The sequence below is a fragment of the Wolbachia endosymbiont (group A) of Hedychridium roseum genome, from assembly GCF_964028325.1.
In the GTDB taxonomy this organism is placed as follows: domain Bacteria; phylum Pseudomonadota; class Alphaproteobacteria; order Rickettsiales; family Anaplasmataceae; genus Wolbachia.
The window spans coordinates 895,431-921,532 of the sequence record NZ_OZ034755.1; the positions used below are offsets into that span (position 1 = coordinate 895,431).

At 35.7% G+C, this 26,102-nt stretch carries 26 protein-coding genes and 1 pseudogene; 9 read left to right on the top strand and 18 right to left on the bottom strand.

The window, feature by feature from the left end:
* Positions 1–1,626, bottom strand: coding sequence for a peptidoglycan D,D-transpeptidase FtsI family protein (locus ABWU23_RS04315; protein ID WP_253307277.1), 1,626 nt, complete (start codon positions 1,624–1,626; stop codon positions 1–3).
* 20 nt (positions 1,627–1,646) lie between these two features.
* Here ABWU23_RS04315 and ispH point away from each other — a divergent pair, with 20 nt between their 5' ends.
* The gene (gene ispH, locus ABWU23_RS04320; protein WP_353271042.1) at positions 1,647–2,576 is read left to right on the top strand and encodes a 4-hydroxy-3-methylbut-2-enyl diphosphate reductase; all 930 of its coding nucleotides are present in this window, start codon (positions 1,647–1,649) and stop codon (positions 2,574–2,576) included.
* 803 nt (positions 2,577–3,379) lie between these two features.
* On the opposite strand, the gene ABWU23_RS04325 is transcribed toward ispH, so the two are convergent.
* The 6 genes from ABWU23_RS04325 to rlmB all read right to left on the bottom strand — a co-directional run bounded on the left by ABWU23_RS04325 (position 3,380) and on the right by rlmB (position 7,462).
* Positions 3,380–3,577, bottom strand: coding sequence for a hypothetical protein (locus ABWU23_RS04325; protein WP_264688032.1), 198 nt, complete (start codon positions 3,575–3,577; stop codon positions 3,380–3,382).
* 245 nt (positions 3,578–3,822) lie between these two features.
* On the bottom strand, positions 3,823–4,800 hold the full coding sequence (locus ABWU23_RS04330) for a quinone oxidoreductase family protein (protein ID WP_353270853.1): 978 nt from the start codon (positions 4,798–4,800) through the stop codon (positions 3,823–3,825).
* Positions 4,801–4,899: 99 nt separating this feature from the next.
* Entirely contained in the window at positions 4,900–5,214 is a 315-nt protein-coding gene (locus tag ABWU23_RS04335; RefSeq protein WP_253307275.1) for a GIY-YIG nuclease family protein, read from the bottom strand.
* A 143-nt stretch (positions 5,215–5,357) separates the two neighbouring features.
* Entirely contained in the window at positions 5,358–5,894 is a 537-nt protein-coding gene (locus tag ABWU23_RS04340) for a cytochrome c oxidase assembly protein (protein WP_253307274.1), read from the bottom strand.
* Positions 5,895–6,617, bottom strand: a complete 723-nt coding sequence (locus tag ABWU23_RS04345; RefSeq protein ID WP_264688029.1) for a Bax inhibitor-1/YccA family protein — start codon at positions 6,615–6,617, stop codon at positions 5,895–5,897. It abuts the gene before it with no gap.
* An 80-nt stretch (positions 6,618–6,697) separates the two neighbouring features.
* Complete coding sequence (rlmB, locus tag ABWU23_RS04350; RefSeq protein WP_253307272.1) at positions 6,698–7,462, bottom strand: 23S rRNA (guanosine(2251)-2'-O)-methyltransferase RlmB; 765 nt, start codon at positions 7,460–7,462, stop codon at positions 6,698–6,700.
* Between the two features lie 92 nt (positions 7,463–7,554).
* Here rlmB and ABWU23_RS04355 point away from each other — a divergent pair, with 92 nt between their 5' ends.
* Positions 7,555–8,049 (top strand): Smr/MutS family protein, encoded by a 495-nt coding sequence (locus tag ABWU23_RS04355; RefSeq protein WP_264688028.1) that lies wholly within the window; start codon positions 7,555–7,557, stop codon positions 8,047–8,049.
* A 912-nt stretch (positions 8,050–8,961) separates the two neighbouring features.
* On the opposite strand, the gene ABWU23_RS04360 is transcribed toward ABWU23_RS04355, so the two are convergent.
* The 3 genes from ABWU23_RS04360 to rpmF are packed head-to-tail and all read right to left on the bottom strand — an operon-like array spanning position 8,962 to position 11,141.
* Positions 8,962–9,918: a beta-ketoacyl-ACP synthase III gene (locus ABWU23_RS04360; RefSeq protein ID WP_353270854.1), complete on the bottom strand. Its 957-nt coding sequence runs from the start codon at positions 9,916–9,918 to the stop codon at positions 8,962–8,964.
* Positions 9,911–10,948 carry a phosphate acyltransferase PlsX gene (plsX, locus tag ABWU23_RS04365; RefSeq protein ID WP_253310008.1) on the bottom strand — a complete coding sequence of 346 codons (1,038 nt, stop codon included), beginning with the start codon at positions 10,946–10,948 and terminating at the stop codon, positions 9,911–9,913. Before plsX ends, ABWU23_RS04360 begins: the two co-directional genes overlap by 8 nt.
* A 10-nt stretch (positions 10,949–10,958) precedes the next feature.
* Complete coding sequence (rpmF, locus tag ABWU23_RS04370; RefSeq protein WP_010962967.1) at positions 10,959–11,141, bottom strand: 50S ribosomal protein L32; 183 nt, start codon at positions 11,139–11,141, stop codon at positions 10,959–10,961.
* 331 nt (positions 11,142–11,472) lie between these two features.
* Between rpmF and ABWU23_RS04375 the strand changes: the two genes are divergently transcribed.
* The 5 genes and pseudogenes from ABWU23_RS04375 to ABWU23_RS04395 all read left to right on the top strand — a co-directional run bounded on the left by ABWU23_RS04375 (position 11,473) and on the right by ABWU23_RS04395 (position 16,313).
* Positions 11,473–12,255: an MlaE family ABC transporter permease gene (locus ABWU23_RS04375; protein WP_264731954.1), complete on the top strand. Its 783-nt coding sequence runs from the start codon at positions 11,473–11,475 to the stop codon at positions 12,253–12,255.
* Positions 12,248–12,952 (top strand): ABC transporter ATP-binding protein, encoded by a 705-nt coding sequence (locus ABWU23_RS04380; protein WP_353270855.1) that lies wholly within the window; start codon positions 12,248–12,250, stop codon positions 12,950–12,952. Before ABWU23_RS04375 ends, ABWU23_RS04380 begins: the two co-directional genes overlap by 8 nt.
* A gap of 266 nt (positions 12,953–13,218) precedes the next feature.
* Complete coding sequence (locus ABWU23_RS04385) at positions 13,219–13,716, top strand: hypothetical protein (protein ID WP_264688024.1); 498 nt, start codon at positions 13,219–13,221, stop codon at positions 13,714–13,716.
* 73 nt (positions 13,717–13,789) lie between these two features.
* Positions 13,790–14,962 (top strand): 1-deoxy-D-xylulose-5-phosphate reductoisomerase, encoded by a 1,173-nt coding sequence (gene dxr / locus ABWU23_RS04390; RefSeq protein ID WP_264688023.1) that lies wholly within the window; start codon positions 13,790–13,792, stop codon positions 14,960–14,962.
* A 243-nt stretch (positions 14,963–15,205) separates the two neighbouring features.
* Positions 15,206–16,313 (top strand): annotated as a pseudogene (locus ABWU23_RS04395) (transposase).
* A gap of 501 nt (positions 16,314–16,814) precedes the next feature.
* On the opposite strand, the gene ABWU23_RS04400 reads toward ABWU23_RS04395, so the two are convergent.
* Complete coding sequence (locus tag ABWU23_RS04400) at positions 16,815–17,666, bottom strand: hypothetical protein (RefSeq protein ID WP_265016717.1); 852 nt, start codon at positions 17,664–17,666, stop codon at positions 16,815–16,817.
* Positions 17,667–17,746: 80 nt separating this feature from the next.
* Positions 17,747–19,150, bottom strand: a complete 1,404-nt coding sequence (locus tag ABWU23_RS04405; protein WP_353271043.1) for an NAD(P)H-dependent flavin oxidoreductase — start codon at positions 19,148–19,150, stop codon at positions 17,747–17,749.
* 166 nt (positions 19,151–19,316) lie between these two features.
* Here ABWU23_RS04405 and coaE point away from each other — a divergent pair, with 166 nt between their 5' ends.
* A complete protein-coding gene (gene coaE, locus ABWU23_RS04410) occupies positions 19,317–19,904 on the top strand; it encodes a dephospho-CoA kinase (protein ID WP_253307192.1) in 588 nt (195 codons plus the stop codon).
* Between the two features lie 353 nt (positions 19,905–20,257).
* Here the strand turns inward: coaE and ABWU23_RS04415 are convergent, their stop codons facing one another.
* The 4 genes from ABWU23_RS04415 to ABWU23_RS04430 all read right to left on the bottom strand — a co-directional run bounded on the left by ABWU23_RS04415 (position 20,258) and on the right by ABWU23_RS04430 (position 23,440).
* Entirely contained in the window at positions 20,258–21,436 is a 1,179-nt protein-coding gene (locus ABWU23_RS04415) for a ribonuclease D (protein ID WP_353270856.1), read from the bottom strand.
* Positions 21,437–21,510: 74 nt separating this feature from the next.
* Positions 21,511–21,639, bottom strand: a complete 129-nt coding sequence (locus tag ABWU23_RS04420) for an IS3 family transposase (RefSeq protein WP_353270857.1) — start codon at positions 21,637–21,639, stop codon at positions 21,511–21,513.
* Complete coding sequence (locus tag ABWU23_RS04425) at positions 21,636–21,869, bottom strand: DDE-type integrase/transposase/recombinase (RefSeq protein ID WP_253307195.1); 234 nt, start codon at positions 21,867–21,869, stop codon at positions 21,636–21,638. Before ABWU23_RS04425 ends, ABWU23_RS04420 begins: the two co-directional genes overlap by 4 nt.
* A gap of 860 nt (positions 21,870–22,729) precedes the next feature.
* Positions 22,730–23,440, bottom strand: a complete 711-nt coding sequence (locus tag ABWU23_RS04430; RefSeq protein WP_353270858.1) for a class II aldolase/adducin family protein — start codon at positions 23,438–23,440, stop codon at positions 22,730–22,732.
* A 280-nt stretch (positions 23,441–23,720) separates the two neighbouring features.
* Between ABWU23_RS04430 and ABWU23_RS04435 the strand changes: the two genes are divergently transcribed.
* Complete coding sequence (locus ABWU23_RS04435; protein ID WP_253307197.1) at positions 23,721–24,344, top strand: AAA family ATPase; 624 nt, start codon at positions 23,721–23,723, stop codon at positions 24,342–24,344.
* On the opposite strand, the gene tsaB is transcribed toward ABWU23_RS04435, so the two are convergent.
* Together tsaB and ABWU23_RS04445 are read right to left on the bottom strand one after the other, a co-directional pair.
* Positions 24,339–24,941: a tRNA (adenosine(37)-N6)-threonylcarbamoyltransferase complex dimerization subunit type 1 TsaB gene (gene tsaB / locus ABWU23_RS04440; RefSeq protein ID WP_264688015.1), complete on the bottom strand. Its 603-nt coding sequence runs from the start codon at positions 24,939–24,941 to the stop codon at positions 24,339–24,341. The genes ABWU23_RS04435 and tsaB overlap by 6 nt on opposite strands.
* Positions 24,941–26,071, bottom strand: a complete 1,131-nt coding sequence (locus ABWU23_RS04445; protein ID WP_253307199.1) for a cation:dicarboxylate symporter family transporter — start codon at positions 26,069–26,071, stop codon at positions 24,941–24,943. The genes tsaB and ABWU23_RS04445 overlap by 1 nt, the downstream gene beginning before the upstream one ends.
* Between the last annotated feature and the right edge of the window lie 31 nt (positions 26,072–26,102).

A 26,102-nucleotide genomic window follows, 5' to 3' on the forward strand; every position in this document is an offset into this window, starting at 1 on the left:
TTACATCTCAGGTGTAACATTTAGTATAGGTGCTATTCTATTTATAATGTTCTTTACTATAGGCGCAGCAATTATTCCCCCGGTATGGTGTATCCCTTGAGGTTCATCAATAGCAATTAGCACTATATACCTTGGGTCAAGCATGGTTAGCACTCCTATAAATGACGCTATGTTTGCATCTTTGCTATATTTACCATCTACAACTTTTTCCGCCGATCCAGTCTTTCCCCCTATTGAATATGCCTTTATTTTTGCTCTGCTGCCAGTGCCATCCGTTACTGCTGCGCGTAATAATTTTCTCATTTCCCTGGAAGTTCTTCTTGAGATAATTTGCTCTCCTATACTTCTCTTATTCAACATCAAGGTTGCGTTATGAAATACCCCATTGTTGATTAATGCTGCTGCAGTTTGTGCAAGATGTATAGGAGTTACAGCTATGCCATAACCATAAGATGCTGTTATTAAAGTGTTTTCACTCCATTTATCCGGGATTATCGGTGTAGATTTTTCTGGTATTTCTATTTTCAAAGGAGAAAATAGCTTCATAGCTTTAAAGTATTCTACTTGTTTTTCAATACCTAATTTAACTGCAATTTTTGCTGCACCAATGTTGGATGATTTCACAAATATATCTCGCACAGTGATTTCCGGAATCTTAAATTCATGAAGATCATAAATTTTATATTTCCCAATAGTGATTGGCTTTGACACGTCATATAAATCATCAATTTTTACAACGTTTGCATCAAGCGCTGCGGCTATTGTAAAGAATTTTAATACCGACCCCATCTCATACACCCCAAGACTGGCGCGATTAAACTTTTGTACGTCTTCTGCCTTATTCTGTAGGTTGGGGTTAAAATCAGGCAGACTGACCATTGAGATGACTTCACTATTTCTCACATTTAAAACAATTCCTACTCCGCCGAGTGCCTGATATCTGCTTACAGCTTTAGTTAGCTCTTCATGCACTATGCTTTGCACTCGTGTATCTAAGGATAGTTGAATACCCTGGTAAGGTGTTATTCCAGCGCGTAATGCTGGAATCCACGTATTTTTTTTCTGGACCCCAGTGTCAGCTACTTGGATAACAGAATGTTGTTTGTTTTTACTTATATATGCCTCAACTCCTGCAATACCGTTGCCATCTATGTCAGTGTAACCAAGCACGTGTGAAAATAAATTACTGTGAGGATATATACGTTTTACATCGTTATAGAAGTTTATTCCTGGCACGCCGGCATTTTTTATTGCTAACAGTTCTTTTGGAGTCAAGTGCCGCTTTACCCAAGCAAATTTCTTTTTTGAAGTAAGTACTCTATATGAATTCTCGTATTCAAGATCATTCAAAATAGAACACAGTTGTGCTGCTATACTTTCCGGATTCTTTACTTTGGTTGCATCTGTATATAGTGATGTTGTGGGCACATTTGTTGCTATTACCACTCCATTTCTATCTAAAATATCAGGTTGTTTATATACTGTATTATCTTTTCTAAAATTTTCTGAAGTAGTAGGTTGATCAAATGTTAAAGAGAATATGCGAAAAATAATTATTATATAAAACGTAAATAATGGTACTATAAAACACAGTGAGCGGAGCTTATTTTTAAGTAATGCTTGCATATTTACTTGATTTGACAAAAATGGAAATTATCTTAGCTGAGCCGCGAGGTTTTTGTGCCGGGGTAAAAAGAGCTGTGGACATATTAGCTATTACTTTAGAAAAATACAAAAACAAGTGCCAAGTTTATGTGCTACACGAAATTGTTCACAATAAATATATAGTAGAGGACTTTAAGAGACAAGGAGTGGTTTTTGTGAACAGTATCGAGGAAATTGAAGATAATGGAGGAATACTGATCTTCAGCGCGCACGGAGTGTCAAAAAATATAGAAGATGAGGCAAAAAGAAAGGGTATTCAAGTGATTGATGCAACATGTCCTTTAGTCAGCAAAGTGCATAAAGAGGCAAAAAGGTATGAAAACGGTGGTAAAGAACTAATTCTCATTGGGCATGAAAACCATCCAGAAGTTAAGGGAATTAGAGGAAGAGTAAATAATCCTATCATTTTAGTGCAAACTGTGCAGGACGTACGCAATTTAAAAGTTAAAGATCCAGATAATTTATCTTATGTTACACAAACCACGTTAAGCATCGACGATACCCGTGAAATTATTGTTGCCCTGAAGCTCAGGTTTCCAAGCATAACAGGTCCAGATTTAAAGGACATATGCTATGCAACGCAAAACAGACAAAATGCTGTTAAAAAGCTAGCTGAAATTGTAGACATGGTGTTAGTTGTAGGAAGTAAAAATAGCTCAAATTCAAACCGCTTATTAGATCTGTGCACTGCCAGAGGAAAAAGAGCCTACTTAATTGATAATTACAGCTGTGTGAATAAAAGCTGGTTTCATGGCGTAGAAAAGATAGGAATCACTGCAGGTGCTTCTGCTCCTGACATATTGGTTGATGAATTAATGGACTACCTAAAAGTAAACCTGAGTGTAAAAATTTCAGTGATGCCATGTGGTATTATTGAAAATGTTCAGTTTAAAATACCGAATTTGGTTTAAAACACAACTTATCTACTAAGCTTCTCTTGAAATCACACAAATCAGCATCTATAGCTAAGACGTCATACCGCGATTCATTAGACTTCTTGCATAACCTTATAACAAACTTTTATTGGGAATAGAAACGAAAAACTTACTTGACAAACTCCGCCAGCCCCCTTATCATGAAACTGAAGGTATTCAGTTATCTTCATCTATGCAGATTAAACAGCAAAAAAACAACGTAGTTGGCGTCTTATTTTTAATTTTTTGCACTATGTGCACCTTATGTCTTCACAATATTCTGGGTTTTTACCTATATAAGTTGAAACGCGCTTATAAGTCGTTTAAGACAGTATAGTACGCCAATTTGAAGGATTAGAGAGTGAACACTAATTACCACGGGATTTCTTTTGCCTTTTTTTCTGCTTAGTAAGTTTCTTAAACATTTGAGATAAGGTGAGTTGCATTTAAAAGCAGCCAAATTGCAGTGTTTAAGACTTAAAAAACGCCAATACTGAAAATAGATATTAACTGGGGCTTCTTTTGCCTTTTTTTCCGTTTGGTAAATTTCTTAAATATTTATAGCTAAACGACAATCGTCATCCCGCTGCTTGTTAGCGGGATCTAGAGATACCGTGACGGTATGACGAGGGAGAACAGTTAGCGGCTGAGATACCGCGAATGAATCGCGGTATGACGTAGGACTGCTGTCATTCCAGTACTCCTTTTTTTGTCATCCCAGTGCTTGACACTGGGATCCAGTTTTCCATATAATCTCATCGAAAACGTTGTATTTTAACGTAAAACATCTATTTTTATGCTTACCAACTTAATAAAATTCCTGGATCCCAGTGTCTGGGCACTGGGATGACACCATTCTTTTTTCTGGATTCCAGACTGGAATGACACCGTCTTGGATGGAAACCAGTGTCAGCTACTTTCATGACACCATCATAAGGTGAAACTGGATCCCAGTATCTGGGCACTGGGATGACAGGAGAAGGGGCTACTGCCGTCATAAAGGAACCAGTGTCAGCTACTCGGATGATACCTTTTTCTACTTAATTTGGGTTATGCAAGAAGTCTATTCGCGGTATCTCAGCATAGATTCCGCTAACGAGTAGCGGAATGATGGTTTTTTAAATCGTCGGTAAGCCTAAGTCAGTTTAGCTATATGCTTTTAATTTCCCCAAAAGGAGAATTAAATATGTGAAATTCTAGTTGATATGATTTAATGAATGGTTAGTTTAAATTACTAATTTATTTAAGAGATTTTAATAATATTTAACCCACTTACTTTTCTATTTTCCATATCACGATGGGCTTGAATTATTTCATCAAATTTATATTTTTTATTGATCCGTACAGTTAAAAGTTTTTTTCTTATCATCTCGAAGATTTCCATTGTGGTAAGCACTAATGTGAATCTATCATGCTTATAATGGTATATTGAGGTTCCAGTTGCAAATAACGAACGTGAACTAAGTAAAGAAAAACTAATAGGAGCGTTACCTGATATCTGCCCATAGGAAACGTATATGCCGAACATGCCTAAAGATTCAAAAGAGAGCTTGCTTGTAGCGTAACCTATGGGGTCATACACTGCACCTACTCCTCTGTTTTGCGTAATCTCCATAATTTTAGAAACGAAGTCTTTATCATTGTAGTTTATTGCGTATGTACAGCCACTTTGTAAAGCTGTCTTCATTTTTTCATCAGAGCTTACAGAGCCTATCACTACACCTTTTTTATCCTTTGCCCATTGGCATATTATTTGTCCTAAACCACCATTAGCCCCATGAACTAGCATGAAAGCACCAGGCCTAACTTTATAAGATTGATTAACTAAATAGTGAGCTGTCATACCTTTAAACAGCACTGCAGCAGCAACTTCATCAGATATGTCATCTGGAATTTTTATCAGATATTTCTGGTGTATAATGCGCTTTTCACAATATGCCCCTGGAGGAGCTGTGCAATATCCAACTCTGTCTCCAACTTTGAATCCATCACTGATTTTTTTACCAAGTTTTTCAATAACCCCAACTGCTTCCACTCCAAGCACTGATGGTAAATTTTTAATTTTGCGTGTACCTTTTCTGTGCTCTAAATCATAACGATTTAAGCCGATAGTTGTGTGACGTACTAAAACTTCCTCGCCTTTTGGCTCACTTATATTCTTATCTACAAATTCTAATACTTCTGGCCCCCCAGTTTTTTTAATTTGTATAGCTCTAACCATGATGAATGTAAGATAAAAACTTTGATTATGTTATCTAATAATTAATATTTTGCAAAGTTATTGTTTTCACAATCAATAGACTTCTTGCGTTACCTCCTGTCATTCCAGCGCGTGACGCTGGAATCCAGATACGATTTCATCATATAAATCTTTCCATTCTTGATTTGTTTTTTCAATTAAGTTTATTTTCCATTTTCTCTGCCAGCTTTTTAGAAGCTTTTCTTTACTAATTGCTAAATTTATGTCTTGAAACTCCTCAAAGTAGACTAATTTACTAACATTGTACTTTGACGTGAAACCGGAAATGGCTTTGCTTTTATGCTCCCAAATTCGTTTAATTAAATTTGATGTTATACCTATATACAGGGTTCCATTTCGTTCACTTGCAAGTATATAAACATAATAACTTTTCATATATAGTAACCTGGATCCCAGTGTCAAGCACTGGGATGACACCATTTGTTGTAAACTCACTTTTACTCTATGGTTATACTACCTTGCCGCTATCCTGAACGGATACCTTCTTTCAGCTTTGGATGACAATAGGAAAAAGTTTGTTACTTAAGCTTAAAAAACGTGTATGATAGTGTTATTTCGCTCAAATCTTTTGTATTACTATCAAGCATTATCTCAGGATCTATATAGAAAGATACGGGCATAGCAGCTTTTTGTTTTGGTAGCAACATTTGTTCTTCAAAACAAAAGCATGCAACTTTATTAAAATACTTACCTGCTTTGAAAGGCGTAACGTTATATACTGCCATACCAAATGAAAGATGATCAGATAGATTTTTTGCGTAATAAAATGCTAAACTTTGTTCTCCTATGTTTACGTCAACGTAGTTAGTTTCTGATTTAAATTCCCAAGGTAGATCGGACATTATATCAGCATTGAAGTGGACCCTGATTTTTTGGTCAGTTGCACTTATTGTTGCATTAGTTACTTTTCTTGTTGTGCCACCATACCCGGTAGCTTTACAGAAAATGCTATATAGTGGCACCGATGCATATGCAAGACATAGCATCAACACGACTAAAGATATTAAAAAGAAAACTATAGAATTCTTACTACCTTTCCTTAAAAAGGAAAACATCTAGTCCCTATTATTGAACAAGTTAAGTAACCTGAGTAGATTGAGAAATATGTTAATAAAGTTAAAATAAAGATCAGTTGCACCCAGTATTGCCAATTTAGTAGTAGCGACTTCTGATCCGTCGTTATATTTATAATAAACGTCCTTGATTCTTTGAGCATCATACGCAGTCATTAAGGTAAAGACTATTACTGATATGAACGATATTGCAAAGTAGAGAGGACTACTTCCAAGGAATAAATTTACTATGGATGCTATAATTATCCCCAAGACTCCCATAATCAAGAAAGAGCCCATACTTGTAAGATCTCTTTTTGTGGTATTACCATATAAAGCCATAGAGCCAAACATAATTGATGTAATGAAAAACGCTCTTGCTATATTTTCTGCAGTATAAACTATAAAAATATAAGATAAGGAAAGCCCCATTAACACTGAGAACGAGAAAAATATAGTAACGGCAGACTGAGCACTTAGGTGTTGAATTCTATACCGCATATAGATCACCAATGCAGCTGGAGAGAATATTATCACAAGCGACAGAACAGGATTAGAATGAATTACCTGAAAAAGACCAGAAAATACCGTTAGAAACGCAACAAGCCCTGTAACGCCTAAAGCTAAAGCCATGTAATTATATACTTTAGTTAGGTAACTTCTGAGCCCAGCGCTATAATAAACGCCCTGAGAGCGGATATCCTGTTCATTTCTCATGTAAGACATAAATACAACTCCTTTTGTCCATTATTTAACACATTATAATATAAAACCACATTTTTATCAAGTATTTTTATTATAAACAGTTATGCGCTGGCATTTGTTTTAATATAAATAGAATATAGGCCTATTGCTGCTGCATTTGAAACATTTAAGCTGTCAATTACGTTTGACATTGGGATTTTTAAAAGATAATCACAATTTTCTTTAACTAACCTCCGCATTCCTTTCTCTTCAGAACCAAAAATGATTACTCTTTTTTTCTCAAAGCTCTTTATTTCATCTATATTTTCTTTAGCATTGCAATCAAACCCGTAACACCAGTAGCCGACCTTTTTTAAATACTGCATAGTTTTTACTATATTTGTAACGTATATTAGCGGAACAATATCTAAAGCTCCACTTGCTGCTTTTGCAATAGATGCATTTTCACTCGGTGAGTGGTTATGTGGTAAAACCAATGCGTTGACATTAAAACAAGCTGAAGTTCTTAAAATTGACCCAATATTGTGCGTGTCAGTGACTTGATCTAAAATGACTATAGTAGAGCTGTCGTTTGAGCTTTCAGCTACTTCTTCGATGCTTAAGTTACAAAGAATAGGGGCAACATTTAAAGCAATTCCTTGATGGTTAGCACCTTTAGATAAAACGTCATTAAGTATTTTGTTTTCTACTAATCGAACTTTAATGCCCTTACTATTTGCACATTGCCTAATTTCTTTTTCGTGTTCTCTATAGAAATTTTCTGTTGCTAATAGTTCTATACACCGCCTATTTTTATTCTTCAGTGCTGACATGCAGGTGTGCTTTCCATACAGCCAAAAATTCTCATTAGTTTTTGACGATTTCATCGTATTATCGAAAATCTGATTTTTATAGAATAAGCAACATTTTACTATGTTTGGATATTGTTGTAAAATTATACAATTCGATTAATGCGTTTATGTCGGACGATGAGTTGGATTGGCAAAAAAATGTTAAGCCAATAGAATGTGGAAAAGTTACTTTAAAAGTTAATCATAAAGTAAATATAAAGTCTATGGTTGATAAAGGTACCTCCGACTTACAAAGGAATTTTCTTAATACCAATAATGGTAACTCATCATTTTGTCTTGACCAAAACACAAAATCAAAAGTTGATAGGGGTAAATATTTTATAAGCGATAAGCTCGATTTGCACGGCTATAGTATAGAGGATGCTTACTGTAAATTGATAGATTTTATTATCAAAAATTATCGAGCAGGAAATAGATGTTTATTGGTAATTACGGGATACGGCAGTGCAACAAATAAAACAGACACTATAAAGAATAACTTAAATAAGTGGTTAAATGATACTAAAATCCAGCATATGGTTCTATACTACCAGCAAGCTACGAAAAAACATGGTGGTAAAGGGGCTTTTTATGTTTTATTAAAAAGGCTTAGGCCCTATTAGCTGCTTAAGTTTCCTTTTAAGCCTTAATTTTTCTTATATAGCCATATAAAAACCAGTGTTCGGCAGCGCGTTACGCACAATTGTACAAACATTGTAGCCGTTATTCAAGTAGCCCGCAGAAACGAAAAAACTTCCTTGACAAACTCCGCCAGCCCCCTTATTATGACAATAAGGGTATTTATGACTCAAAACTTGTTTTTGACCTGCAGGCTCAATGACAAAATTCAGTAAAAAACTTAGGGTATTTTTTGGCGGATTACATAAAATTATAGCGGCTGCATGTCTTTTAAATTTTTTCTACATTCAGCCAAAACGCGCTTAAACTAAGCGTCAGCACATTATTACAGCGCCACTTACAGTAATATAGAGTCAAAACTCGCACCACGGGAGTTCTTTGCCTTTTTTTTATTTGGTAAATTTCTTAATGTTTGTAGCTAAAAGAGCCCAAGAGAGGTGTCATCCCGCTGCTTGTTAGCGGGATCTATGTTAAGAGATACCGCGAATGAATCGCGGTATGACGTAGGAATGAATCGCGTTATGACGTAGGACTGCTGTCATCCCAGTGCCCAGACACTGGGATCCAGTTTTCCATATAATCTCATCAAAAATGTTTATTTTCTAGCTACTTTTATACTTATCAACTCAGTATGCTTACTTACAATTAAAATTCCTGGATCCAAGTAGTCAAGCTACTCGGATGACACCCTCCTGATGGGACCAAATCACAATGTTCGTACAGTTGTGGGCGGTATGACAGCGTTAGCTATACTTTTATACTCACCAACTCAGCATCCAATCAAGTAGTCAAGCTACTTAGATCTGGTGGACTCAAATCACAATGTTCATACAGTTATGCTGTGCCCTATGGTGTGATGTTCTACGAGTTGGGTAACAGGAGGTAATGCAAGAAGTCTAATAGCGCAGCAACACGGAACCCCATGTGAGACCTGCACCTATTGCAATCAGCAGTACCAGATTTCCTGATTTTATTTTTGATTCTTGTATTGCATAGTCTAAGGCCAGTGGAATTGACGCTGCTGAGGTGTTTGCATGCTTATCAACGGTATTAATCACTTTCTCTATAGGAAAATCTAATTTCTTTACTACTGCTTCAATAATACGAATGTTTGCTTGATGGGGAATTAACCAGTCAATATCAGTGATTTTCAAATTATTGCATCTTAGTGTTTCCTCTACTGAGGCTGTTAACTTATCCACTGCATGTTTAAACACTTCTCTTCCATTCATGCATATTTTTCCAGAATCATCAGTAGAGGATACCCCTCCGTTCGTACATAATATGTCCACATTGCCATCAGAGTGTAAGTTTGTTGATATGATGACGCTGCTACCCATTTCCGATTTTATTATCACTGCACCAGCACCATCACCAAAGAGTACACAAGTTGACCTATCTTTCCAGTCAACAATCCTAGACATTATTTCAGCACCAATAACGAGCGCATATTTAATTCTATTGTTAGATTTTATGAGCGAATCAGCAACTGTAACTGCATATATAAAACCAGAGCATGCTGCTTGTACATCAAAAGAAAATGCGTTTTTACATTTTAACTTACTTTGTACAATCGTTGCACAGCTAGGCAAAGTTTTATCAGGCGTTGTTGTTGCAACTATAATCAAGTCAATTTCATCTACTGAAATTTTAGCTTTTTCTATAGCACTTTTTGCTGCATTTACAGCTAGATCTGACGTTAATTCTCCTTCATCTGCTATATGCCTTTGAACTATTCCTGTTCTCTGCCTTATCCATTTATCGCTTGTCTCAACTATCGATGCAATTTCGTTGTTACTCAACGTTTTTCTTGGTAGATAAGATCCAGTGCTTAATATGAAACTTTTATTCAATATGACTTACCCCGTTAATTATCTTTTGATTTAAATTTTCACTAATTGCATTTACTGCAAATTTTATAGCATGGGCAAAAGAAATAGCATCAGAATTTCCATGACTTTTAATGATGATACCATTCAGCCCTAAAAACATAGCTCCACTTCTAATTTTGGGATTAAAACGCGTTAATGCTTTATTTAGTTTAGATTTTAACAATATACCAATAAGCATTTTCGCTATCCACGAGTTGAATACTTCCTGCTTTATTAGATTGATAAAAGTACTAGCGGTTGCCTCAGCTGTTTTGAGCATTACATTGCCAACAAAACCATCAGCAACAATCACATCTATATTACCCTCTAAAAATTCACTTGCCTCTATATACCCTTTGAAATTAATGCCTGGAGCGTTTTTAAGCAACTCAAAAGCGCCGCGCACTGAGTCATTACCTTTAACTTCTTCTGTACCGATATTTAGCAAAGCAACCTCAGGATTGTCAATTTTTAGCGCTACTTTTGCAAATATACTTCCCATTAATGCAAATTGGAATAACGAATCGGCATTACAATCGACATTTGCACCAAGGTCAAGCAAAGCGAAGCTTTTTGTCTTAGTTGGACAGATAGAGACAATAGCAGGACGATAAATATTTGGTAATGTTCCTAAAATAAATCTGGAAATTGCCATCAACGCCCCGGTGTTGCCTGAAGATACCACTCCGAAAGCTTTACCTTCTTTCACTGCAACAATTGCAGCTTTCATACTTGAGTCTTTACGATGTCTCAGCGCAAAAGATGGCTTATCATTTGCAAGGACATTGTCAGAACAATGAGTAAACTCAGAATTGTTACTTACTTTTTTATATTTCAAAAGCAAAGGAGATACTTTTTCCTTATCTCCATAAATATGAAAAAGAACTTTAATGCCTGGGTCAACAAGATTATCCAAAAAAAAACCAGCACCCTGAATTACGGAAAGAGGCGCAAAATCGCCCCCCATAGCGTCAAGTGCAATAACTATGTGATTATTGACCGTAGGTAACATACCATAATAGTCATTCTGCCTGTTGCTTAATGAAAACTCGTTTTCCTTTGTAACTGCCATCTACTGCTACATTGTGAGGCAACATGAATTCTCCAGTTGTTGAACATACCACAACATTCTTAGGCTCAATAGCATGATGAGAACGATGCATATTACGCCTTGACTTCGACTTTTTTCTTTTTGGAACTGCCAAAACTTCCTCCATTCTACTACAAAATTCAATTCATTAATAACATGTTTTTTACAAGAAGTAAACAGGGATAATAAAATAAGTAAGGTTTGCTTATGTAATTGAGTCCTATAGCTAAAGTGGCTTAGGTTTACCTACAATTTGAAAAACCGTCATTCCGCTACTAGTTAGCGCCGCGGCGGTATGACGTAGGGAAACCTTTCTTGGGTTAAGCTTTAAATTAAAACATCAAGTATGTTGAACTTAAAACATATCTCAGCTATACTTTGCGATAAAGTTAATAAAAATTTTAATAAAATCAGTAAGACTAACCTCTAGCTAAAATGAATACAAAGTGAGCTTTTTTGATATAAATAGTGTTAGAATAATTGGTAGGTACTTTATCAATTTTTTGTTAAGGCTTGGTAGTGCATTCATATTTTTTATTCAATCTCTATACCACTGCTTTGTGCCACCATATTATTTTAGCAACGTAGCAAAACAAATTATAGAGATAGGCTTTTTCTCTCTGCCAATTGTTGGGCTCACTGGAGTTTTTATAGGAGCGGCGATAGTTTTACAAAGCAGCTTGAGTGACTCATTAATTAACCAAGAGCAGATAATACCCAAACTTGTTACGATCACTATCATTAAAGAGTTAGGACCAGTTTTGATCAGCTTAATAATGGTAGGGAAGGTTGGATCATCAATTGCAGCAGAAATTGGTACAATGCGCATCACCGAGCAAATAGATGCCCTTACAACTTTGAACATCAACCCTTTCAAGTATTTAATTGCACCAAGGATTTTAGCGTCAATCATAGTATTTCCCATACTTACAGTATGTGCAGATCTAATAGGAATATTTGGAGGATGTATCACTGCAGTCTTCGAATTTAACCACAATTTAAATATATACATTAAATACACAGCTCAGTTCTTTAATATGTACGATTTTATTGTTGGGCTAATAAAAGCAATTGCTTTTGGCGCCATAATTTCTGTCTCAAGTTGCTATTACGGTTATCATTGCAAAGAAGGTGCACGAGGAGTAGGTGTTGCTACAACATCAACTGTTGTTTTATCGTCCATACTGATCATTTTAGCAAACTACATGATTACTTTGATACATGCGTAACCCCATAATATCAATATTGAACTTAAGCTTATCTTTTGATGATAGGACAGTACTAAAAGATCTAAGTTTCGATATATTAAAAGGGGAATCATTAGTCATACTTGGCGGCTCAGGAAGCGGCAAATCTGTACTAACAAAAACAATTATCGGCTTGCTTGCTCCAGACTCAGGGTCTGTTAAAATAAATAGTAAAAGCAAAAATAAATTTGGGGTTTTATTTCAAAATTCCGCTTTATTTGACTACGTTACAGTGTGGGAAAATATATCTTTTAATTATAAAAAGCGCTTTAATATCAGCAAAAAGGAGGCAAAACAGCTAGCAATCGAGAAGTTAAATGATGTTGGACTGGAGGAAAGCATAGCAGATATGTTTCCAATAGAGCTATCAGGTGGAATGAAAAAAAGAGTAGCACTTGCAAGGGCGATTGCACACAATCCAGAAATCATCGTATTAGATGAGCCAACTTCAGGATTGGACTCAATTATGTCAGATATAGTAAACGAGATAATAATAAAATTATCTAAAGATCTTAACACTACAATTATCACGATTACACATGATATTCATAGCGCATTTAAAATAGCTGATAAAATAGCAGTATTACATGAAGGGGAGATCATTTCCCATGGAACTGTTCAGGAAATACAAAATACTAATAACGAATATATAAAGAAATTCATTCGTTATATAAGGTAGCAGACATTGGAATTCGGATTTTTTCAAACTGGATCCTATAGCTGACCCAAGCAACACGTCATACCGCGATTCATTCGCGGTATCTCGGCATAGATTCCGCTAACTAGTAGCGGAATGACGAATTTGTCGTTTTTCAAATTGTCGTAAGTCAGTTTAGCTATATATAGGATGACAGAAATTGTTTGTATTAGCTATATTCAAAAGCTCTATTGATATTCTGCAATATTTGTGATAAAATAATAGCTTAAGGTTGAGAGTAAAAATTTATGAGTGAAGCTCAAGGTCCAAATATTGCAGAATGGCAAGCGCAGCAGCAACACCAAGAGGCTGCTGGTGAGAAAAGTGGTTTTGGTCTTGGTCATAGCGACTCTGTTTCAACAGTCGTGGATGGAATGAAATGGTTGTTCAACTTTCATGAAGGAGCAATTGCTGCTTATAGTAACGTGTTTGAAAGTTTGGTAAGTGGCAGTAGTTTAGTAACACTGTTTGGAAAATCAGGTAATATGTTTGGCATAAAATTTCTTGAAAGCCTTGGAGAACATTTTTCAGGTGGAGGTGGGGAAGATATGCCATCAGAAGGAATGGATATGGCTCATGGTGATGAGGGACCTCACTCAGATGATTACCCTCATGCCAATAATGAAATAGCTCATAATGCTGATGGTTTGCAAGACATGCATGATGCAGGTGATCACCATGGTCAATCTTTTTCACCTGGTCCTTCACCATCTGTTGGCGATGACCACGGACATGAACTTGGTTAAACGCTTAAAAACTGCTGAATAGTATGCGAGAAGACCTAATAAGAAAAGTTGCTATTGTTGTGAGTTTGTCTTAGTGAAAAAGGTTTCAGTTTTAGGATCAACAGGAAGTGTTGGAAAAAAGACTGTAGATTTGCTCTCAAGGAGAAAAGAAGAATACCAAGTGGAAGCACTAAGTGCCCACTCAGACTTTGCTCTACTGGCACACCAAGCAAAACTGCTGAATGCAAAATACGTTGCTATCTCCGATGAAAGGTTTTACAAAGATTTAAGAGAAAACCTACTTGGTACAGATGTAAAAATAGCAATTGGCGCTGAAGGTCTAGTAAATGTTGCTTCCCTACCCGTTGATCTCTCAGTTATTGCAATAGTTGGTATCGCAGGCCTTGGGCCAGTTATAGAAGTCATAGAAAGTGGCACTAAAGTCATTGCACTAGCGAACAAAGAAAGCATTGTTTGCGGTGGAAAGTTATTACTTAAAAAAGCTAAAGAAAAAAACGTACAAATAATCCCTATTGACTCTGAACACAACGCAATTTTTCAAGTTTTGCAAAATGACGACAAATGCGTAGAAAAGATCATACTTACTGTTTCTGGTGGACCATTCTTAAACTATAGTTCTGAGCAATTAAGAAATGTCACGGTAGATCAGGCGCTTAGTCACCCCACTTGGAATATGGGAAGGAAAATCTCAGTTGATAGTGCAACAATGATGAATAAGGCACTAGAGATAATAGAAGCACATAACTTGTTTAACATCAGCCCGGATAAAATTGAAGCAATAGTGCATCCTGAGTCAATAGTACATGGAATTGTAACTTATAAGGATGGGTTCAACTTTGCTGTGCTTGCAGAAACTGACATGGCAATTCCTATTTCATATGCTTTGTCTTGGCCGGAAAGATCAGCTTTAAATCGTAAATTAGATTTAACAAAGCAAGGAAAATTGACCTTTCAAGAACCAGACCATAAGCGTTTTCCTGCGCTAAAGCTTAGCATGGCAGTGTTAAACTCTTCTGCTCCACAAACAAACAGTATTGTGCTCAATACTGCAAATGAAATAGCTGTTAATGAATTTTTGAAGTCACGAATTGGCTTTTTAAAAATAGTAGAGGTAGTGGAATCAACAATGGAAAGTTTTGATAGTTACACTGATATTAATTCACTATCTGATATAATAAATATTGATTGTGAAAGTCGTATTATTGCTAATAAAATTGTTGAAAGTAAAGTTGTTGCGTATAGCTAGAGTAATGTAACCAGACTGCATTCTGTGATTTTAGCAAAACACGATCTTTCATTTGAGCTTTCTTCAATTTAAAATAAATACAGAAACTAGCTATCTTCAAAAATATGGTTGAATAATTGTATCCGTTCAGGCAATGGCATCAACTTAAGGGATGTTAAGGAGTAAAATACTACAAGAGACAGCACTTTTGTTTCTATTTTATTGCAACAAAAAAGTTTAAAATGTGTCATTTTTAGGTGAGGCATGCAAAAAGGAAAAGATCTTATCTTACAAATTAAAAATGCAATATACTCGAAAACTTTTCAGAAAATCCATTGTGTTGAGTTTTACACGAACAAGAAAACTTCTTTTTTCGACAGTATTTTCTATAGTTAGTTAAAAAAAGTTTGGGAATAGAATGTGAACTTATGGAGCCATTGACATGTACCCTCAAAGCAAGCTTTTTCTAAAGCAAGGTATAAGATTTGCCATACAGGCTTTCAAGAATTTAAGCATCCAAACAGCCTATCAGGATGAACCTGAGTTGGAGAGGCTATAGACTTATTGCAGCAGATGGTTCTGGTATTCAGCTCTGAGGAAATTGTATCCGAGTTTGAACCAAATGGAACAACAGGCACCATTGGCAATTTATTTGTTGATTTGTGTACTTCGCTGATTTGTAGTGCTCGTTTTACGGCTTGGAATATAGGTGAACAAACGTTGGCGGAAGAGCAATTACCCGAAGTTATCACTCAAATGCGTTCATTAAATCAAGAGAAATTATTATTTATCTATGATCGTCTTCAGTAAAATTCATTCAGCAGCATGATGATTTGGAAGTAGATTTTATTTTTCGCTTGCAAAAAAGAAATTATAGCAAGCTATGGGAACGCTGGCGAATTAGATTTTGATTTTATATTGGAAAATGAAAAGCTAAAAAATAAAATGAAAGGACAGAAAGTAAGAGCTAACATTAGCCAACGGAGAAACAGAGTTTTTGATCGAGACTTTGGAGTCAAGCTTATGTATTAAGGTGGCACATAGAGGAGTGCTATAAACGACTCAAAGTAGGAGCAGAGTTAGAGAATTTTTCTGGAGAGGCTGTATTACAAGAATTTTGGGCAAACTTGGTCATGTGCAATATATTATCGCTTCATATGTGTGATGCACAAGGGCCTTCCCAGATCAAATTGCTGAGAAATTTTTCAGTTTTATTTGGTGTGATGAGGCAATCAAGTGCTTGTTGCACCAAAAAACTTTCAAGCCCTTTTTAAGTATACGCACTAAAGTTAAGATCCGACCGGGAAGATTGTATAGCCGCGATAAAGTAGATAAGCCTAAACGCCATCATGTCTTTAGGAGAGTTTGCTAATGTATGCTCTTAAGTTGACGCCATTGACTGTTCTCCCTCGTCATACCGCCGCGGTATCTCTAGATCCCGCTAACAAGTAGCGGGATGACGAGGTTATCGTCATGCCACCGCAGACCGTCATACCGCCGCGGTATCTCATCAGCTAACAAGCAGCGGGACGACAGCAGTACTACTTCATACTACCGCAAACCGTCATACCGCCGCGGTATCTCTAGATCCCGCTAACAAGTAGCGGGATGACGGTTGTCAGGCTAGCTGTCATCCCAGTGCCCAGACACTGGGATCTCATTTTACTCTATAATGGCAGTGCCTCTATGATGTAAGGAATCCAGTTTTTATGCAATCTCATCAAGAACGTTGTGTTTTAACGTAAGGTTGGCTACTTTTACACTCACTAACTTAGCTGGATCCCAATGTCTGGGCACTGGGATGACGAGAAAGGAGCACTGGAATGATACCCTCCTGATGGGCGCAAATCACAATGTTCGTACAGTTGTGGGTTTAGTACGCCTTATAATTCTCAAACTGCTGTTCCGAATTAGAATTATTAAATTCACTATAAGGAGGAGCGCTTGGAGGAGAGTAAGGAGGAGGTGGTCCATAATTCCTAACTGCTTCTTTAGCCTTCTCAATATTATCTGATTCTTTCTCATGCTTCATATGAAAAGCTAAACCACCAGCAAAACATACGAGAGAATTAACGCCAAGGATAACTAAACCCCACACTGGTAACACTGGATAAACAGCACAAGCTACCAAAGCCGCTAAAGAAACAGCGCCAACCGCAAATTCTATATTCCTAAGCATCTTAAGCTTATTATCAAGATAATCTATTTTTTCTTCTTTTCTAGCCGCTTTTCTGCTGCTGTTATACCAAAAACACATACCAGCATGGAAAGCAACACACACAACTGCAGCTACCATACCTAAAGCTAATAGCTTTCTACTGTCTTCCGAGTCTTTTTTCTTATCTTCTCTGCTTTGATGGCTACCACTACTGAAACCAGGGTTATTTATAACTGTAGTATGACCACCAAACAGGCTGCGAAGTAGTAAATAATCCCAAAAATCTAAACCTCTATCATTGTGTACATGTACGTGTGTAACCTGAGGGCCTGTAGGTTGCCTGTTATTCCCTGCGTTATATTGATTATTTCTGCTTCCTGTATCGTGCCTATTGCTTGAATTTGGATGTGTAAATTTTTCATACGCATTTTTAAAATTCTCCTCACTCCAATTTGTGGTGTTTTGCGTATTACAAAATTGTAAAAACTCTTTAACATTACTGTTACTACCAGATTTTTTTATATAGGCTAACGCATACCTTTTTAAAACACTATCACTTGCTACCATAAATACCCTCTTAAGTTAAGACTAAATTAATAAATACTTATTATAACAAAGTAACGTCTTCTTGTCAAATCAACCATAACTTAATACCCAGTTAATATCCTTTCCACCAGCTCTTTTACTGTCGGTACGTAGCCATTCTCATAAAACGGATCTTGCTTAAATTTGTACACATTGTGCCCGGAAAACATGAGTTCATTTTCAATATCGCCGTCATGTATAATGTTTTGCAGTGTTTTTTGTATACAAAAACTCCGTGGATCTGGCTTTCGTCCTGTTGAATGGTCGCCGTGATCCTTCCAATTGCTAAACAAACAATGACTTAAGCATCCCATACAATTGATTTGATCTTGTCTTATCTCTGCAAATTTGCCTGGCGTCACAAAAATAACAGTTGTATCTGGAGTTTTCATTGCTTCTGTATACCCTGCTTTAGTCCATGTATTTGCCAGCTCTTTGTCTTTTGAAGTAAGGTAGATCTTCCTACCTCTGCTACCCATTGCAAATTCACTACTAAATTCTTCGCTGGCATTTTCTGAAAACTTTATTTGACGTGAATTCCGTTTCTGCAACTCACGTATGAAGTTATTTTTTACTGCAGATGAGTAAAACCCTGTTGGACTGAATTTATTTAAAAATACATCACCTTCTTCTAAAGTGAGTAGCTTCTTTTTCCACTCTGCAGAAATTGGGCTTTCTTTCGTCAAAAGTGGACGAGTGCCAAACTGAAAAGCTATTGGTCCAATTTGCAGATTGTCAAACCAATGTTCCCAATCTTTCAAATGCCACACTCCTCCTGCCATAACAATTGGTGTTTCTGAAAGACCGATCTCGTTCATGAAAGATCTAAGCTCTGCAACTCTTTCAAATGGAGCCTGTGGTAGCTCTGGGTCTTCACTGTTACTGAGTCCATTGTGCCCTCCAGCAAGCCATGGATCTTCATACACTACTCCACCAAGCAAACAGGAAGATATTCTTTGGTAAGTACGCTTCCATAATGCTTTAAAAGCACGCACCGATGAGACAATAGGGTAATAATAAACCTGATATTTAGCTGCAATTTCTCCAAGCCTATAAGGCATACCAGCACCGCAGGTAATACCACGAACTAAGCCTTTTGCTTTTTCTAATATGCCATGAAGCACGCGTTCTGCTGCTCCCATCTCCCAAAGCACATTCATATGTATTCTTCCATGACCTTTTGATATTTCATTCGCTATTTTTGCCTGACTGATTCCAGCTTTAATACTATACTCAATCAATTCACTGTGTTTTTCATTTCTTGTTTTGCCTTTGTAAATCAGCGGCACTAACTCACCATTATCATCAATAAGCTTAGCATTTGCACCAGAAAACGTACCCACAGCATCTGCTGCAGCAAATGCTCCACTTGACCTTCCATCACTGATTGCGATGCCTTTGCCGCCCTCAATGATTGGCCACACTTCCTTTCCTGAAATTACTATCTTTTTTATCTTATTTTTCAAAACTTCCTCGCAATCTTTCACTCTATTTTACTTAATTACTAAAAAAATAATAGCTGTTTATTTTTTCTTTTATCATCAGAGCCTCTGCATAGCCAAATTTGGGTTTTGAGTAGACACAGCAGCTACTGTAATATAGTTTCGAAAGAAGTCTAATGTATTTTGCTATATGATCATAGGTCTAACAGGCGGAATTGGGGTAGGAAAGAGCTTTGTAGCTAATTGCTTTCAAGAGTTTGGTGCTGCTGTGTTTGATGCTGATTCTGTTGTACACCAACTTTATAAAGTGGATAAAAGCATAATAAGTTATGCAGAAAAAAATTTTCCTGGAGTGGTAGTAAATGGTGAAATAGGTAGAACAGTACTGTCTAAATATTTCTTAGCCTACGATGAAAATTGGAAACAATTTCAATCTTTGGTTCACTCTGCTGTGCTGCGTGAATTAGAATTTTTTATTGCCAAGGAAAAAAAGATCGATAGAAAGCTTTTAGTTTTAGATGTGCCACTTCTATTAGAAACAAAATTTCATTCATACTGTGACCTTATTATTTTTATCTATGCAGATAGCGTTGTGCAAGCTCAAAGACTTAACGAACGCAACATAGATAAAGAAAAGCTAAATTTAATCTTCAATGTTCAGTTATCTATTGAGGAGAAAAGGAAGATGAGTGACTTTATTATCGACACCAGTGTAAGCAAAGAGTATGTTTTTTCTCAAATAAAAAAAATAGTGGATTCATTAAACCTCAACACGTAGCTCTACGTCATACCGTCACGGTATCTCTTATACCAAACTTCGTTATTGGGAAGACAAATAGAATATACGATAAATTCACTTAAACCTCCAGTTATAGGCGGAAAGCACTCTTTTTCATTTGTCTCATTATTATTGAGAATTGGTATTAGCATAGATCCCGCTAACAAGCAGCGGGATGACGAAGTTATCTTCATACTGCCGCGAACCGTCATACCGCGATTCATTCGCGGTATCTCTAGATCCCGCTAACAAGCAGCGGGATGACGAGGTTATCTTCATACTGCCGCGAACCGTCATACCGCCGCGGCGCTAACAAGCAGCGGAATGACGATTGTCGATAAATCTAAGTTACTTTAGCAACAGTTATTCTCTACTAAATTACTCTGAATTTTGGTTATATTATTTGCGGATTTCACTGCTGAAATCTCAAATTTTGAGCTTGTGTTCAAAAATGATTCAACTGACCTGCCAAAAAAATCGTATCTCCACCCCTTGAATAGTTTATCTATCTGCCCAGATATTGACCCGGTTAACTCATCTTTTGAAGAAACTAATTTCCTTGATATGTTACTTTCTTTACATTTACTATCTAAAATAATTGAGAGTATATCGAATACAGATTTGTCATAATTATTCGGTAAGATGTTGTTTTGCTGCATCCAATTTTTTTCATTTTCATTAAAAATATTCACAAACTCTAGTAAATCTGCATCTTTTATATTTTTTGCATTCCTCTTGAGATCATCTAAAATCTCATCAACATGCTCTACATTTTTTTCAATAAAACCAGCTATTACAGCATTATTAATTACTTTATTACGATTCATATTATAGCGCTGTGCTAAGGTCTCTTGCCATTCACTAACTGCTTTAACAGTTAATACCAATCTTGGATTTGCTTCATAATTAAATTTAATTCTCTTCCATGCATCTTTTGGACTATGTAAATACTTATTTATATTAACTATTGATTCCATCTCTTCTTGAAACCAACACATCCTATTATTTTCTTCAAGTTTATTGCACAATATTTGGTATAAGTCATATAGGTGTACCACGTCGTTTATTGCATAGTCTAACTGATCCTCGGACAACGGACGCCTTAACCAATCTGAATTTTTAGCTTTAATTTTATCCAGCACTACTCCTTGATATTGCTCTACTACTTTTGAGTAACCAATAAAGTCATGATAATAATGACAAAACATAGCGGCAACTTGGGTATCAAAAATGGGAGTGGGAATACATTTAAACACAGTGAGTAAGGATTCTATATCCTGCCGGCAGCTATGAAACACTTTGGTTATCCCCTGATTTAGCATTATTTTCTTAATGAATGATAAATCAATTTCTGGCACTAATGCGTCTACAATAAAACTCTTCTCTCCGTAAGAAATTTGAATTAACGATAATTTTGGGTAGTAGGTTAAATTATTTCTAATGAACTCCGTGTCAACTGCTATAAATTTCGGCTTTCTTGCTATTAATTCTTCACACGTATCTTCCAGCTCTGATGTTGTACTAATTAGCATATATTTTTCACTTGGTGGTTCTACTTTATCTGACCTTACCCAGAAAAAGTAGAGAGAAAGTTAAGACGTTTTTGTCATGAGAATGATGCATCAAATTGTGCAGGAATGCAATAATTAATAGTAGAATGCCTACGTTGTTTGTTATAAAAGATTTCTATGTATTCAAATATGGCAGTTCTGGTTTGTTGAGCGAGAAGTATCAATAAGCAGCTCCCTTTTGAGTGAACTTTTCTGCAACAGAGTTATCGTAACAACATCCCTTATGGCTCATGCTGGAAATGATGTTTTTTGTATTCAATAGAAATTGGTAATTTTGAGAGGTATACTGTGACCCTTGATCGCTATGTAACAGCAGATTTTTATCGGGTTTGCGCTTATTAACGGCCATCAATAAAGAGTCAACAACCAATTGTTTATTTATTGAACTGCTCATTAACTACCATGCGTGAATATAGATCCTGCCAAATATAGTCATCCTTCTTTGGTTTTTATATAAGTAATCCCATATTTTATTTGGTTGATCGACAATAAAGTTTTGGTCTAATATATTGAGAGCTACGACTCTATTGTCCGTTTGTTGCTTCTTAGTTTTAAATTTTCTTCTCAATATAGCCCGAATACCATTTTTCTGCATAACACTTTGTACTGTTTTAATTTTTGCCTAAAGCTTTTAATTCAGTGTGAATTTTAGGGATCTGCATTTGGATGCTTTTTTTGAATATCTGCTAGAAGCCCATCTCTTGCTAATTCCTTACTGCTTTTTCCCTTAGCAACCCATTTATAATAACCACCAGCAGATATGTCTAAAACCCTACATAGTTCCTGTATTTTATAGCAATTTCTATATAAAAGAATACTTTACTCTTTTTGTTTGGTCAGGGCTTTTTTTTAAATGTCTCTTTCTCTTGTTACTCTTGCTAGTTCTTTTTTTAGATCAAATCTTTCTTTGTCATAAGGAGCCTTTGTCTGGAAATGCGTATGCTTCTGACATTTTTCCATCATATTTTCTTACCCATTTACTTAACATACTGCCATCTATGCCTAGATCTTTTGCTATTTTTTTACTTCTGTTTCTTTAACCAGCTTAACAGCTTCTAATTTGAATCCTGCTGCTTCTATTTGCCATATTTTGAAAAAACGTTTTATTTTACTCCAAAAACGTCTTAACTTTCTCTCTACTTTTTCTGGGTAAGGTCAGAGTATCCACTTTAACCTCTCTAAATTTGCTCATAACCTCTTAACTTGACGCGTATGACTCCCTACTTGGATGACAGATAGTAGTGCGAAAGCCTCTTACAACTTACTTTTAATTAGTCTAACCCATGCGTGCCAATCCCTCTCACCAAGATTGCTTTCAAAAGATAGGAGATCCTTTACAGCTTTTGAGCAAATTTCTTCACTTGGAATTGATAACTCCCTATTCATTGCTAACGTTAAACATTGAGTTTTGCACGCTCGTTCTAAATGATACGTGTAAAACATTGCTTCTTGTATAGTCCGACCACACGTTATAGATCCATGATTGCGCATTAACATGACAAAATTTTCTTTCAGATCAGCTATTAACCTCTTTCCTTCTGTATTGCTAAGTGCTAGGGAATTATAATTATGGTAAGAGATTTTATTGTAAAAGTGCAGTGCCCATTGACTTATTGGAAGTAGTCCATCTTTTAGAGAAGAAACTGCTACAATAGAAGGTGTATGCAGGTGAAAAATTGCTTGAATGTCTTTCCTTGCTTGATAAACAAAACCATGAATTATATAGCCAGTTTTATTATATTGATATTCTGTACCCTCAATCACATTTCCATCTAGTGATACTCTTATCAATGAATTTTCATTCACTTCGTCAAAGCGTATACCAAATGGGTAAATATAAAACGACTTTTGATCTTCAGAACATACCGAGAGGTGAGTATATGTATGATCATCCAGTTTAAGGTAAGACAAAATCTGATAGGCATAGACTAGATCCCTTTTTACTCTGCTCTTTGTTAACAACACAATCCTCTGTTAGAATCTTCTGAAGATTTATACACGAAAAAAGGCTTGTAGTAAACTAATAAGTCTATGCCACTCTGTCTTGCTTTCTGAATACCAAACACTTTTGTGTTGTAGCTTGCTTAAAAATAGTTATCGTTATTATAGAGTTTATATACAGAATTTATGTTTCTAAATTACATAATATCTTAACTATAAAAATAATTTTCTATGTAATATTTCATATGTTTTAAAGCTTTGTTTTTATGTTATTATAAATGTAAGTTTCAAGATTGAAAATAATATGGTAAGTATTAACACAAAAAAACAGCCAGCAGGATTTTTCATATATCTCTCTGGTCTTTCAGGAAGTGGTAAACTTTCCACAGCAATAGAATTGTCCAATATGATAGACGCATTAATTGTAAATAGTAAGTTCTATAACAATGTTCAAGTTTGCTCTATATACAATGGTGTCTTTGAACGTGATCAAATACCTAAAGAAGTTCAAGATAGAATATATGACATTATGCAAATTATGCTTCAGGTAATAGAAAATTATCCGATTCACTCAAAAAATTACATATTTATTGATGAGTTGATGGAAAATAATGACCAGAACATGAGGATGTATGATTCAATAGTAAGGCTTAGTAAAAAAATGAACACAGAAATCCTTCCTGTGGTACTTAGGTGTGATCTACCGACATTACAAAAGCGTATTGCATTAAAAAGGCAAAGAAAAAATAGGAAGGTGACTAATGTAAATAGCATGATAGAGCAATTTAGGATTAACAATTTATTTATACCACCGAGTGCCATAGAGATAGAAAATTCAGATATGAGTATAAAAGAAGTAGCTCAAGAGATAGTAAACCAGATGCACAGGCTTAGCCACATTGTATGTACGCGAAAGAATAGTCTATAATGATTTCATATACTGAGGCTCATTTAAATATAGAGCCTCAACTTCATTTAATTTTTGCTTGTTCTTCAGTCTATAATGAACCAATAGTCCTGCATGGCTAGCATTTAAATTGCAATCCATATGTGTAATGCAGTCACTGCTTGTAGCGTGACACTTGGATCCAGGTTCACGTGCTGCAGTTGGACCAGATAGCGGCAATAAATTGAAATCAAATAACTGCGTATAAAACCCTTGAGCATTTTTGATTATAGCTCTGATATTTTTTTTGCTATTCGTACAAAGCAAAGATATTGTGTAAGCTTGAACTTCCAGCGCATTAACTCCGTATAATGGCTTATTTGTAGCAAGATTTATACCTTGTGCTGCTGATATACCAACTCTAATTCCAGTGAAACTTCCTGGTCCAACTACTACCGCTAAATGATCTATTTTATCATAATTATAATTGTGCTTATCAAACAAAGTATTCAGAATTTGAAAAAATGATTCTACATGATTGTTGCTGGCGGAATTGCGCTCTACAAAACAATTACCATCATAATCAACTATTGCTATTGAACTACCAGTACCTACAGTATCAATCGCTAAAATAGACATTACTTAAGCTTATCATAGAGTTTTGTAAACATCATAGTAAAGGCACCATTACCCATAACATTTGCTGAAGTGATTATTGGATCAAACACTATATACAAGGCTGTGATTAACGAAAGCATTTCTGGAGAAAATTTGAGGTATTTCTCAAGAATAGGTAGCATTACCATAATTCCTCCTGCCGGCACTGCAACGATAGCAAACTTAAATAACAAAAAATAGAGAAGAAAAGTTACATAGTCCGTTGTGGACAATAAATAACCAGAAGTAATTACCATTGATAATATTATAACAAAAAAGCAATCACCTACTAAATGGAAGCTAGCAGTTATTGGTATAACAGACGATGCTATATCAGGTTGCTTTACATTTTTTTTGCTTCCTTCAAGAGTAAGCGGCATAGTTGCATTACTAGACATTGTGCTCATCGCAGTAATAAATGCCGGTATCATATTGCCTATACTAGCTATCCAGCTTGTGATCTTGAATGAATTTGCTGCTCCATATAAGAGGAAAACATAAAGGTAGGTTGCAGATGCTATAATAATGAAAATTATTGAGTAATCCTTAAATATTATAGATAAAACTTGATCATGCTGCATTTTTAAAGCAAGCCCAAGTACAAATATTGGAATAATCGGCGTCAAAAACGTCTTCAAAATAAAGAGAGTTAAATCTAACATTTTGTTCGAAAGCTCTTTGCTTTTCTTGGGTAGCAGTGTGGACACTACTATGCTGGACACAAATCCACAGGCAAGGGCATAAAAATTAGAAAGCAATGCAGGCAGCCTAAACGACCATAAAGGAACAATTGTTTCTTCATACGTTATATCTTGTATTGAATAAGTGTTTTGTATGATAAAATGCCCAACAGAATAAGCTATTAAACTTGAAGCCAGATTCGATAAGAAGATCATTATAATAAGTAACAATATAAACTTTATAGCTGACTGCTTAAGATTGTTAACACTGCTAAAGATTAACGCAAAAATAATAAAAGGCATTATAAATAGCAAAACCTCTTTTATACTCAGGCTCGTTGAGTACAAGAAGGTTTTTGCTTCCATTGGAACTAAATGACCAAAGAATGCAACTGAAGTGATGACCGTGAGTAAGATTAATAGTTGTAGCACGTTCTTATATACCAATGTCCTATGGACATAT